The sequence below is a fragment of the Brevibacillus choshinensis genome (assembly GCF_016811915.1).
In the GTDB taxonomy this organism is placed as follows: domain Bacteria; phylum Bacillota; class Bacilli; order Brevibacillales; family Brevibacillaceae; genus Brevibacillus; species Brevibacillus choshinensis_A.
This window is the reverse complement of the sequence record NZ_CP069127.1, coordinates 4291603-4304001: the sequence shown is the minus strand read 5'-3', so window position 1 is coordinate 4304001 and position 12399 is coordinate 4291603. Positions and strand designations below refer to the sequence as shown.

Annotated in this window: 10 protein-coding genes; 5 read left to right on the top strand and 5 right to left on the bottom strand. The window is 53.0% G+C overall.

Annotated elements, in window-relative coordinates; translation table 11 throughout:
• Positions 1 to 108 precede the first annotated feature (108 nt).
• Positions 109 to 435: a bacillithiol system redox-active protein YtxJ gene (ytxJ, locus tag JNE38_RS21690; protein ID WP_203353212.1), complete on the top strand. Its 327-nt coding sequence runs from the start codon at positions 109 to 111 to the stop codon at positions 433 to 435.
• Between the two features lie 47 nt (positions 436 to 482).
• Here the strand turns inward: ytxJ and JNE38_RS21685 are convergent, their stop codons facing one another.
• On the bottom strand, positions 483 to 2651 hold the full coding sequence (locus tag JNE38_RS21685) for a cell division protein FtsA (protein WP_203353211.1): 2169 nt from the start codon (positions 2649 to 2651) through the stop codon (positions 483 to 485).
• Between the two features lie 260 nt (positions 2652 to 2911).
• Between JNE38_RS21685 and JNE38_RS21680 the strand changes: the two genes are divergently transcribed.
• The 4 genes from JNE38_RS21680 (at position 2912) to JNE38_RS21665 (ending at position 6556) form a co-directional block, all read left to right on the top strand.
• Positions 2912 to 4009 carry a bifunctional 3-deoxy-7-phosphoheptulonate synthase/chorismate mutase gene (locus tag JNE38_RS21680; RefSeq protein WP_203353210.1) on the top strand — a complete coding sequence of 366 codons (1098 nt, stop codon included), beginning with the start codon at positions 2912 to 2914 and terminating at the stop codon, positions 4007 to 4009.
• A gap of 131 nt (positions 4010 to 4140) precedes the next feature.
• Positions 4141 to 4449: a metal-sensitive transcriptional regulator gene (locus tag JNE38_RS21675; protein ID WP_203353209.1), complete on the top strand. Its 309-nt coding sequence runs from the start codon at positions 4141 to 4143 to the stop codon at positions 4447 to 4449.
• 116 nt (positions 4450 to 4565) lie between these two features.
• Positions 4566 to 5576, top strand: coding sequence for a catabolite control protein A (ccpA, locus tag JNE38_RS21670; protein WP_203353208.1), 1011 nt, complete (start codon positions 4566 to 4568; stop codon positions 5574 to 5576).
• 41 nt (positions 5577 to 5617) lie between these two features.
• Entirely contained in the window at positions 5618 to 6556 is a 939-nt protein-coding gene (locus JNE38_RS21665) for a 5'-methylthioadenosine/adenosylhomocysteine nucleosidase (protein ID WP_203353207.1), read from the top strand.
• Between the two features lie 99 nt (positions 6557 to 6655).
• On the opposite strand, the gene JNE38_RS21660 is transcribed toward JNE38_RS21665, so the two are convergent.
• The 4 genes from JNE38_RS21660 to JNE38_RS21645 all read right to left on the bottom strand — a co-directional run bounded on the left by JNE38_RS21660 (position 6656) and on the right by JNE38_RS21645 (position 12326).
• Positions 6656 to 7804, bottom strand: a complete 1149-nt coding sequence (locus JNE38_RS21660; protein ID WP_203353206.1) for an acetoin utilization protein AcuC — start codon at positions 7802 to 7804, stop codon at positions 6656 to 6658.
• Positions 7801 to 8445 (bottom strand): CBS and ACT domain-containing protein, encoded by a 645-nt coding sequence (locus JNE38_RS21655; protein WP_203353205.1) that lies wholly within the window; start codon positions 8443 to 8445, stop codon positions 7801 to 7803. Before JNE38_RS21655 ends, JNE38_RS21660 begins: the two co-directional genes overlap by 4 nt.
• Before the next feature lie 43 nt (positions 8446 to 8488).
• Positions 8489 to 9121 carry an N-acetyltransferase gene (locus JNE38_RS21650; protein ID WP_203353204.1) on the bottom strand — a complete coding sequence of 211 codons (633 nt, stop codon included), beginning with the start codon at positions 9119 to 9121 and terminating at the stop codon, positions 8489 to 8491.
• Between the two features lie 76 nt (positions 9122 to 9197).
• Complete coding sequence (locus JNE38_RS21645) at positions 9198 to 12326, bottom strand: penicillin-binding protein 1A (RefSeq protein ID WP_203353203.1); 3129 nt, start codon at positions 12324 to 12326, stop codon at positions 9198 to 9200.
• Between the last annotated feature and the right edge of the window lie 73 nt (positions 12327 to 12399).

The following is a 12399-nucleotide window of genomic DNA, read 5'->3' as shown; positions in this document are numbered from 1 at the left end:
CGTCTTTTTTCTTTTGTGACTGATCCTGCACCGCGAACATAGACTTCTCCTGATCTGTTTTTGTATACTGGAAGCCACACAGTATGGAATCTAAAGGAGAGATCTACAGTGGCTCAAAAACAACTCCATTCGACTGATGAATTGGATCAGTTTGTAGCAGAGGGCGGCAAACGACTCTTGTTCAAACACAGCACGACTTGCCCGATCAGCGCGACAGCGTTTTCGGAATTTCAGACTTTCTTACAGGGCCAAGACGTTCCTTCCGCTGTCATTCACGTGATTGAAGACCGCCCTGTTTCCAATGCCGCAGCAGAGCGCTTTGCAATCAAGCATGAGTCTCCGCAAATCTTTTTGCTGGAGGATGGGCAAGTGAAATGGCATACCTCTCACTGGAAAATCACCCAGGATGCCATCGCGCAAGCACTGAACGCCTAACAAACGAAAAGAGCTGTCGACTCGATCGAGTCAGCAGCTCTTTTTCTTTATTCCCAATAAAGTTCAAGCTTGTCGCCGGACTTGAGCTCGGTCTGAAAGGAAGCCAGCTCGCCATTCACCAGCATGACAAAGCCGGAAATGCTTTCACGATCAGGCTTTTCCAGTGAGACATCGACGTAACGGAATACATCGCTAAAGACGGGTGTGGAGGCTGGAGCAGATTTGACTGTGATGACGGCTCCGTCCGTGATCGCTTCCTCGTCTTTTACAGCGCGTCCATCCATCGTGATCGTCACCTGCGCCACCGGCAGGACGACGCGCTCCCCATTGAAATGGACGATGATCGTTTCCTGTACCCATTCCTCGAGAGGGATCACATCGCGGATGGTGGGAGGAGAGACGTCTTCCACCCGATAGATCAGCGCGTCCCCTTGACGAATTGAGTCTGCGAGAGTAACAGGCTTGCCATTTACCTGGATCGTGACCGTGCGGGACGGCATGGAGTAGGAATGACCGTTAACGCTGAATTGGTACGCAGCAGCCTCCGCACCCAGCTCGGTCCCCGAAATCTGCAGCACCTCGCCGACCGTACGCGGCAAGCGGATCTCTACCTCGCTTCGATCCGGCACATCTGCGTCTAGGGAATGCGCCTCTCCATTGACCAGAATCACGGGGCCAAGCGACAGCGGCAGCCCATTGCAGCTGATTTCCAACGTATCGAGATGCTCGAGCAAATCTTTTGCCCGTACGTGTGCATCCTCGCCATTTTCGCCTGCAATGATCGTGATCTGATCGCCATCCTCCAGGGGAGCATCCAAGCCGGCAGCTTCGCCGTTTCTTTCGATGACGGGCGGGGTGCCATGCTTGCCCGGGATCATTTTCATCCGGCCATTGATCGTGACGGTCATGGCTAAACCAGGTCGGCCGAAGAGGCGGCGAATATCCAAACCTGCTGCGATGACCGCATCCCCGAGCGTCATTTTGCGTAGGTCGAAAATGCGTACGGGCACGTCATTGACGGAGACAGTCACATAGCGCAGAGGGTGGCGGCGCGCTGCTACGGCGATCCCCACAGGTGTGACGAATTCCGGTCCTCCCAGAAGCGGATGGTCGCCAACATATTGCTTGATCGCATCCGCTCCCCGTACGGCGACACGGGCAGCAGGGATTTGGAGGACTTGCGCCACTTTTGTCGTCAAGCCTGGGGTGAGGCTTCCCCCGCCGATCAGCATGACGGCCTGAGGCGGCTTTCCATTCAGCTCGAGAATCTTGAAAGCGATTTTCTCCGCCAGCAGATGGATATCTGCATCGATTGCCGCTGTGACCTCCTCGGAGGGCAGAGAGTGCTCCAGCCCGAGAATATCAGTAAACGAGACCGTCTCCTGAGCGGAGAGGAGCCGCTTTGCTTCTTCCGCCATGGGGAAATCCAGCAGATAGGCATTCATGAGTGCGTCCGTGATCTCATCTCCCGCCACAGGTACCATCCCGTAGGCAGTGATGGCGCCTTCCTCCGTCAGCGCTACGTCCGACGTACCTGCTCCGATGTCGACGAGTGCAATATTCAGCCTGCGCATCGTGACTGGGATCAACACGTTGATGGCGGCGATCGGCTCCAGTGTGAGCGCCTGCATGTCGAGGTCGCACCGTTTCAGGGCAGCGATCAGGGAATCTACTACCATGCGAGGCAAAAAGGTAGCAATGACGTCCACGCTGGCGGCATCCCCGCGCTGGTCGATCAGGCTGCCGATCAGCTCGCCGTCCAAATGGTAATGGACGACACTGTAGCCGACGCAGTAGTAGCGCGTCACATCCTGGTCTTTTAATTCTTGTGCGAGCTCTGCCTGCGCTTCCTGTACGGCGGCAAACTCCAGCGTCAGCACATCCTCGCGAGTGATGAAAGCATGGCGTGCGAGAGGCATGTCCAGCTTTACGCGGCGCGTGCGTAGGGAACGGCCAGCTGCAGCTACAGCGACTTGGTGGAGGGGGCCGTATTTTTGTTCCAGCTCTTCCTTGATTTGTCCGATCACTTTGGCTACGGCGACGATGTCGTGGATTTGTCCATCCAGCATGGAGCGCTCGTCATGCTCACGAATGGCGCAATCGAGGACGCGATATTGCTCACCCGTCGCTTCCATGATCAGTCCTACCACACTGCGAGTACCGATATCTAAAGAAAAAATCAGCTCTGATTTGGCTGTTTCTGTATGCAGAGACAAAGGTTAGGTCACTCCTCGTTCTGGATGAATAATGTGCAAATAGATGTACATATATCCAATTATTCGACTCGTTTTAAAGAGAATCCTGTCGAATGAAGGAATCTTCTCGCTTCGCAAAGAAGATTTGAAAAACATTTACAATTTACTTTCGCGCTTTTTGGCGCTAAACTGCTGACAAGGGAGATCGAATCGATTATAATAACCCTAATTTATCGATAAGCACCTGAAAAAGCACATATAAAAAAGGAGAGTGGAGAGACATGGCACACGATGTGATCGATACCATGCGCAAACAGATCGATGAGATCAACCTGCAAATTCTTGATCTGATCAACAAACGCGCTACCTTGGTACAAGAGCTGGGCAAAGAAAAAGAAAAACAGGGCAGCAACCGTTTTGATCCAGAGCGCGAGCGTCAAATGCTCAACCTGCTGGTTGAAAACAACAAAGGCCCTTTCAATGACAATACCGTTCGCCATTTGTTCAAACAAATCTTCCAAGTATCTCTCGACCTGCAAAACGACGACAAGAAGAAAGTACTCTTGGTCAGCCGCAAAAAACAGGCGGAAGATACAGTGATTACAGTAAAAGGCGTGGAGTTCGGCGCCGGCAATCCGATTTTGATCGCTGGCCCTTGCTCGGTAGAAAGCTACGAGCAAGTGAAGGCAGTAGCAGAAAACCACGTGAAACGCGGTCTGCGCACACTGCGCGGCGGCGCATACAAGCCACGCACCTCCCCTTACGATTTCCAAGGCTTGGGTGAAGAGGGCCTGCAAATCCTCAAGCGCATCGGTGACGAGTACAACCTCGTTACGATCAGTGAGATCGTGACACCTGCTGATCTGGAGATGGCAAGCAACTACATCGACGTGATCCAAATCGGCGCGCGCAATATGCAAAACTTCGAACTGTTGAAAGCAGCAGGTCGCCTCAACAAGCCAATCCTGCTCAAGCGTGGCTTGTCCGCTACCATCGAGGAATTCATCTACGCGGCAGAGTACATCCTGTCCGAAGGCAATACGCAAGTCATGCTGTGTGAGCGCGGTATCCGCACGTACGAAAAAGCGACTCGCAATACGCTGGACATTTCCGCAGTACCACTTCTCAAGCAAGAAACTCACTTGCCAGTATTCGTGGACGTGACTCACTCCACAGGACGTCGCGACCTCCTCTTGCCTACTGCAAAAGCAGGTATCGCTGTCGGTTCAGACGGAATCATGGTCGAAGTTCACCCTGACCCAGACGTGGCCTTGTCCGATGCAAAACAACAGCTGAACATCCCGGATTTCAATCAGTTTGTTGACGCTCTGCTGGCTTCCGGCCTGTACAAAGGCGAAGTGGTCGCAGCCCGCGGATAATCCGATACGCTAGTGATCGAAGGAGGTCTTTCCTGAAAGCGGGAGAGACCTCCTTCTCCATTTGACGAACAAGGGGCTACCAAGTAAGCTAGAACTACGCGCTGGTAACGCAAGAAGGGAGATGGTGCCAGATGAATGAACACGACCAATGCTGCTCGTCTGAACGAGCCACTGTGCGCACAGACAAAGTCAAATCGAATCTCGTGTCCCGCCTGAATCGGGTAGAAGGTCAAATTCGCGGTATTCGCGGGATGGTCGAGAAAGATGTGTATTGTGATGACATCTTGAATCAGATAGCTGCTGTGCAGTCCGCGCTGAATTCAGTAGGCAAGATTCTCCTGGAAGGACATATGCGGAGCTGTGTCATGGAACGCATTCAGCAGGGGGACAATGAAGTTATCGACGAACTGCTGAAAACGATGAACAAACTAATGAAGTAACGAGGATTTGACAAGCTAAAAACGATTGCAACCCTGCATGGCTTGTCGTATCATAGGTGCATATATTTATGAAAATGATTATGAAAACCATTAAATGGGGAAAGTGAGGGTGTGTGATGCCGGTTACAATCTATGACGTGGCAAGAGAAGCGGGGGTTTCGATGGCTACGGTCTCACGTGTGGTCAACGGAAACCCAAACGTGAAACCGCTGACCCGAAAAAAAGTGTTGGCTGCCATTGAGCGATTGGGATATCGCCCGAATGCAGTCGCGCGAGGACTCGCTAGCAAGAAGACAACAACTGTCGGTGTCATTATCCCGGATATCTCCAGTTTGTTTTTCTCAGAATTGGCACGCGGAATTGAAGACATCGCGACTATGTACAAATACAACATCATTCTCTGCAACTCCGACCAACGGATGGAAAAGGAATTGCAGTTGATCAATACGTTGCTTGAAAAACAAGTGGACGGGCTGTTGTTCATGGGCGCTGAAATCAAGGAAGACCACCTGCAGGCGCTCACGAGCACGTCCGTTCCGACCGTTCTGGCAGCTACGCGCGATGCAGACAACGCACTGCCATCCGTCACCATTGATCATTTCCAGGCTGGGTACGATGCGACCCAAGCGCTGATCGATCGCGGGCACAAGCGTATTGCCATGATCACCGGCCCTCAGAGCGACCCGCTGAGCGGACTGATGCGCTTCGAAGGATACAAGAAAGCACTGATCGACGCAGGGATCGGCCTCAATGAGGAGCTCGTGGCAAACGGGAACTTCTTCTACGAATCCGGACTTACCAAAACCAAAGAGTTTTTGAAGCTGGCTGAGCCTCCTACCGCTGTTTTTGCGGCAAACGATGAAATGGCAATCGGTGCGATCCACGCGATTCAAGACTCAGGCTTGAACGTGCCTGCAGATATTGAAGTGATCGGTCACGACAATATCCGCCTGGTTGAAATGGTACGCCCTCGCCTGACATCCGTGGTGCAGCCGATGTATGACATTGGTGCAGTAGCGATGCGTTTGCTCACCAAGTACATGAATAATGAAAACGTGGAGGAGCATGTCGTGCTGCTGCCACACCGAATCGAATACCGGGAGAGCACCAGACCCGAGCAAGCATAATAACGGACACATGGATGGACCAGCAAGAGGAGGATATCGTTATGCGGATCGGCATCATCGGCGCGATGGATGAGGAAATCGCGCTGTATTTGGAAGCGATGGGACAGACGAAACAGACGGGAAAGGCGGGCATCACCTATTATGAAGGTGAGATGGAAGGCAAATCCGTCGTTCTCTGCAAATCAGGTGTGGGTAAGGTAAATGCGGCTGTCACCACACAAATCTTGATTGATCAGTTTCAAGTGGAGCGCGTCATTTTTACGGGTGTCGCAGGCGCGGTTCATCCGGACCTCAACATCGGCGATATCGTCGTATCGACGGATTGCGTCCAGCATGACATTGACGTGTCTGCCCTGGGCTTTGCGCCTGGCCAAATTCCTTTTACTGAGCAGTGGGTTTGGAAAGCGGATGAGGAGCTGATGCAGCAAGCGATCGAGGCAGGAAAAGGAATCGAGGCAGGCATTCAAGTGGTGAGCGGGCGCATTTTGTCAGGAGACCAGTTCGTCGCGAGCCGCGAGAAGGTACAATGGCTGTACGAGCAGTTCCAAGCACACTGCACAGAGATGGAAGGAGCCTCGGTCGGTCAGGTATGCGCGATGAACGGCATCCCGTTTGTTGTCGTTCGTTCGATGTCGGACAAGGCTGACGGATCCGCCCATGTGAACTTCGTGGAATTCACCAAGCTCGCGTCGCAGCGTTCCTACGCCATCGTGCGCAACATGCTGACAGCAGATAGCCATTCTGCTGCACAGGTCATTGTTTATTCCACACAAAACTGCATTGACTGCAATCTGGTCAAGCAATGGCTGAGTGCCAAAGGGATCTCCTTCGAGGTGCGCGATGTTATGACCAGCCGCGCTTATCAAGAGGAAGTAGAACGTTTTGGCTTCATGGGCGTACCGGTTACCGTCCTCGGCGATAAAGCAGTAAAGGGCTATCAGCCAGCAGAGCTCGAGCAGCTGGTAGGCGGCTTGGCTTAACCGAAAGTAAAAAGCGTGAAGGCAACGTATCTGATCGGATACGACGTCTTCACGCTTTTTTATGTGGAAAAAGATACGATGAGCGCAATGGCAGGAAAGCTATTCGACTGGGGCATACATCAGTGCACGCTCCAGGGTGACTTTGTTCTTTTGAGTAATTTCTTCCCGGCGCGGGATCGCAGGAAACGGTTCATCAAACAAGCGCTCCGGCAAAATCAGTTCGGTGTGAGGCTGCCAACGCTCGCCCCACGCCTTTGGAAGCGGCCCGTCCGTCAAAGGTTGGTCGGTCATCTCGCTCCACAATAGGGTCCACGCCCTCGGGACGACTCGCCAAATATCGTACCCGCCTCCACCGACAGCGATCCAGCGACCCTCGCACAGCTCGTGAGCCAGCTGATGAGCTAGCCGAGGGATCTCCTGATAAATTTTCATCGAACAGGACAGGTGGGTGAGCGGGTCGTACGCATGGGCATCGCAGCCGTTTTGCGTCAGGATGACATCTGGTTTGAATCCGCGAGCAACCTTGGTGACGAGCTCCTGGTACACCGCGAGGAACGATTCGTCTTCGGTAAAAGCGTCGAGTGGGACATTGACGGAATAGCCGTAACCGCTTCCATCCCCCCGCTCTGTGAGATTGCCCGTACCTGGAAACAAGTACTTTCCTGTTTCGTGAATAGAAATGGTGAGCACATTGGGATCGTCATAAAAAGCCCATTGCACGCCGTCCCCGTGATGGGCATCCGTATCGATGTACAAGACGCGTGCATTCCACTTCTTTCGCAAATAGGCAATTGCGACAGAGCAGTCATTGTAGATGCAAAATCCAGAGGCGCGTCCGCGAAAAGCGTGATGCAGACCTCCGGCAGGATTGAATGCGTGCTGCGCCTGCCCGCTCATGACCACTTCTACGGCATTCAGGGTTCCACCGGCTATCAGGGATGCTGACTCGTGCATATTGGCAAAGCAGGGAACATCCTCCGTGCCTACCCCGTAGCTGGCGGCGAGAGGAAGCTCCGCATCGCTGTGTCCTTGTTCGCGGATGAACGCTATGTATCGGGAGTCATGCACCAATGCCAACTCTTCGTCGGTGGCGTGCCGCGGAGGAAGAATGTCAGACTCGGACAAAAGTCCGTACATGCTCATCAGATCATGCATGAGGAGCAGACGTCTTTGATTAAAGGGGTGTTCGTCGTGAAAGTAGTAGTTCGTGTAGTCCGAGGAGTAAATAAGTCGGGCATTGCGGCTCACAGAGGGATCCCTCCTTCTGTTGGCCAGATGACTGTAAATCCTTTATCGGAAAGCTTCTGGGTGACAATACGCGGATCGATCGTCTGGACACGGAAGACGAGATTTTTCTTGTGAACGTTTTTCGAGGGATAGACCACGACGCTGCACACATTCACGTGAGCTTCCCGAAAAACCTGACTGACCTCGGCCAGCATACCTGCCCGATCATCTACCTCGACTTCGATATGGGAGCTGGGTTTGTTGACCCCAAAGAGCTCAATCAGACTGGAAAACAAGTCGGATTCGGTGATCATGCCTACGAGTTGGCTGCGATCGACAATAGGCAGTGAACCGATCTTGTGCTCATAGAGCTGGGCTGCGGCATCCTCGATAAAGTCAAGCGGATGGGCAGTGATAACCTGTTTGTGCATGATGTCCGCGACAGGCTTGTGCAGGATCGTGTCGTCATCTTCGTGTGTCAGCAGGCGAGAGGGAAGGGCATCGCGAAGGTCGCGGTCGGAGACGATGCCGACCAAACGAGTATGCTCCACGACCGGCAAATGTCTGATTCGTTTGGCGCGGAGCAAGAGGAGAGCTTCCCCGATCGAAGTGGAAGGACTTACCGTGACGACGTTTTTCCGCATAATATCCTCAATACGCATGAGAGAGGCCTCCTTTTTCGCATCCGAGAGAGCATGGATCGAGCTAATAGAGAAAACGGTTCTGGAATCGCATGGCATCAAAAGCTTCGACTGTTTCGGGCGGAACGCGCTTGCCGATTTTCGCCATCAGGCAGTTGGCGGGATGAGAGCAGATTTCCGGATCGTCAGTCGCCATCCACGTCATTCCTACGCTCCCCATGACCTTTTCCATCACTTTGCGGTATTGCCACACATCCAGCCCGGTTCCTTTGAGGTCCCAATGCCAGTAATATTCGGTCGTGATGATGACGTAGTCTTCCAAAGCGTCATCCATAAAGGCGACTTCAAGGAGCTTCTTCGCCACTCCTCCTGCTCGGACCAGGTGACTGATTTCAATAGCGCCCAGCTCCAGAAGGTCAGGGAGCTGGGCCTCAGACCAGCGTTCTAGCGGATCGGGGTGGAGAAAGGTGACGTACCCGAGGACCAGGTCGTCTTCGCGAGCTACGATAATGCGTCCTTCCGGGAGATCAGCGATTTCGATGAGGGCTTTGTGCTGCTGCTCCGGTATGCGGAACGCTTTCAGGCCTTCATCAAAGCGATAGGAGGCAAGCTCACTCCCGTTAATGGGTCCCTCAATCAAAAGTTCTCTTCCGTTCACAGTCATTTTCAGCGAATGATAGCGCTTGACGTGATCCATCAGGTCCCCCCCTTGTGCTTGTAGAAAAAGAGAGATGGCCATGAAAACCATCTCTGCTTCTTCTTTCAGTTTATTCTCAGTTGCTAGCCGTGACGCTGTTCGAATGTGACGATTCTCCGTAACTGTTCACGGCAGTGATGTAATAGCTTCCGTTTGGAACATTGGAAGTATGGTTGTAGCTGGTAGCCGATACCGTATCAATCAGCAGGTATCCGCTATTTGCATCCGGCTTGAAGTAGATATTGTAGGCAATGACTTGCTCAGAGGAAGCATTCGCCTTCCATTGCAGCTTCCATCCGCCACCCGCTGATTTGATCGTCAGCGATTTCGGTGTTGACGGAGGGGAGGTGGAGACTGTTCCCGGATCTGACTGCCCATCGGCAGGCCCTGTCGTTCCGGTCGGATCCGTCGGTTCCTCTGAATCGCCAGGGCTCTCAGTCGTGCCCGAGCCTGGATCCGGATTTGGATCGGGCAGCTCCCAAGTATGGGAAACGCCGGAGCTGGTCGCGATAGCGGATGGCTGAGACTCCTGGCCAGCAATGTCGACAGCAGTCACGTAGTAGCCGGTTTCCCCGATGGCAGCTCCCGTATCGGTGAAGGCCAGTACGGATGGATCCTTGACGGTAGCGATGCGGATAAAGCCATTTTGGCTATCTGCTCGGTAGATGCGGTAGCCGAGCAGATCCGCTTCCTTGGCAGATTGCCAGGTGAGGACGCTCTGCTTGCCTGTTGTGCTCACGGCTACGGCATTAGGCGAAGCAGGCGCTCCAGCGACATCCGTACGCGGATCTTCCTTATCAGGGAGTCGCTGCTCCCAGTCAGGCGGGTGAATGGCTACTTTTTTGTTTTTCTGTTGAATCTGCTCCTTGGTCGGGAGCGGATCCGGCGAGCGGTAGAAGACACCCTCGGTAACAAAGTCATCTGGAGTCCCTTCTTTTGCCAGGTAGCGTTCATCGTCAAAGGTCACGATGCGCGCTTTTTGATGGCTATCGTCCACTTTCGTCGGCACGAAACGGCGATTGAACAAGTCGGTGATCACATGCCCCGCTTCTTTGGAAAGCTCGCTCGGCAGCAGACCCGATTTGGAGTCTACCGTTGCGCTGACGATTCCCTCCGGTTTTTTGAAATTGTCATCCGGCGAAGACAAATTCGGATGTTTCTCGATGATCTCTTTCATGACCTTGCCCCAGACGACCATGGGGACGTACTTGTCGGAATCCGGCATCGGATATGGCTCGTCAAATCCGACCCAGACGCCCATGGACAGCTCTGGCGTATATCCTACGAACCACAGGTCATTGCTGCTGTTGGTGGTTCCCGTTTTTCCTGCTACGTCCACTTTTCTAGGAACGTATTTGCGAATGTGAGTACCTGTGCCGGAGTCGACAACCGAGCGCATCATGTCGGTGATCAAATACGCCGTTTGTTCGCTGTACACTTGTACGGGCCCAGCTTCGTGCTTGTAAATGACCTTGCCCTGGCTGTCCTCGATGTGATCAATGAGGTAGGCGTCCACGAAGGATCCGTGGTTGGCGAAGGTGGCGTATGCATTCGTCATCTCTTCGACGGTCGTCCCGTAGGTGAGGCCGCCGATTACTCCGGTCGAAGCGTAATTATCCGCATCCACCAGTGTCGTAATTCCCATCTTCTTTACATACTCGAGGGCGGTTGGGATGCCCACCTTGAGATAGGTCTTGATCGCTGGAATGTTCCAGGACTTCTGCAGTGCTTCACGGGCACTCATGATCCCTTGCCATTTGTTATTCCAGTTCATCGGCAGGTGAGAGCCGTTTTGTCCATCTGCGAGCAAGACCGGCGAGTCGTCGATAGGAGAAGCTGGCTGCAGCAAGCCCAATTCAAACGCAGGTGCGTAGGCAGCAAGTGGCTTCATGGAAGATCCCGGCTGTCTTGGCACTGTCGCATGGTTCGTCTGCTCCACCTTGAAGTCGCGTCCGCCGATCATGCCGAGAATGGCGCCGGTCTTGTTGTGGATGAGCATGGAGCCGACTTCTTCCAAGGCATTTTCGATTTTTTCTGTCTTGCCATTGGAGCGTCGAATGGTATAGGTCCGATTTTTTCCGAAGTTCTTCGGATCATTGGCGACGGCTTGCATAATGTTGTAAACGTTTTTGTCGATGGTGGTATGTACTTTGTAACCGTTGCGGAGAATGTCCCGACGCTTTTCTTCCACTAATTGGCGGTACTCGTTGCGGCCCACCGAATCTTTGTCTCTGCCTTTTTCCTTGAGGTCTGCGTCGACCAGCTGGCGTGCGGCTCGTTCCTCGATTTCCATCATCAGGAACGGTACCTCGCGATAGGCTTGTTCGGTAGGCTTTGCCAGGGAAGCTTTGAGATCGGCATCGCTCGCCGTGTTGTACTGCGATTGAGTGATATAGCCATTTTCGAGCATCCGGTCGAGAACCATCTTTTGGCGTTCTTTTCCGCGCTGATAGCTTTCGTTTCCAAACGGACTGTAAGCGCCAGGATTTTGAATCATTCCTGCCAGGTACGAGCTTTCGCTGAGGTTCAGCTCTTTGACGTCCTTGCCAAAGACCCCTTTTGCCGCTGCTTGTACACCGTAAACGTTCGAGCCGTTCGCATTTTTCCCGAAATAGATCTCATTCATGTATGCTTCCAAAATCTGATCCTTGGAAAACATGCGCTCGATCCGCAGAGCGGTGAAGATTTCCCGGGCTTTGCGAGCATGGCTGACTTCAGCGGAGAGAATGGTGTTTTTGACGAGCTGCTGAGTGATGGTGCTGCCTCCCGTTACGACGGGCTGGTTGGTAAAATCCTGGATGGCTCCGCGCAAGGTGGACTGCAGGGCAACCCCTTTGTGATGGTAAAAGCTCCTGTCTTCCGTGGCGATGATAGCGTTGATCAAATAAGGCGAAACGTCTGCTTTTTTCACCAATCGTCTGTCGCCCTCTTCGGCACGCAATTGACCGATGAGTGAGCCGTCATTGTAATAGGCGAATCCAGTCAGATAGTTCGTGAAAATCTTTTTCTCGAGTTCTTCTTTGTTACGCACAGGCTCGTCTTTTACCAATGCTGCGACATAACCCGTCACGATTCCTCCTGCAACGACGCCTCCCATTATCCCTAGCAAAAACAGCAGCTGGACGATGATCCAGATCGTTCTGCCGCGGCTTCGCCGGCGTTTTTTCTTCGTCGGTTCAGAGGAAGAATTGTGGCTATTCGACATAATTTATGACCCCCTAGCATACACCCTGATTATACCATACGAGGAAGCTGGAGGATAGAAGTCGAGAAGGCGT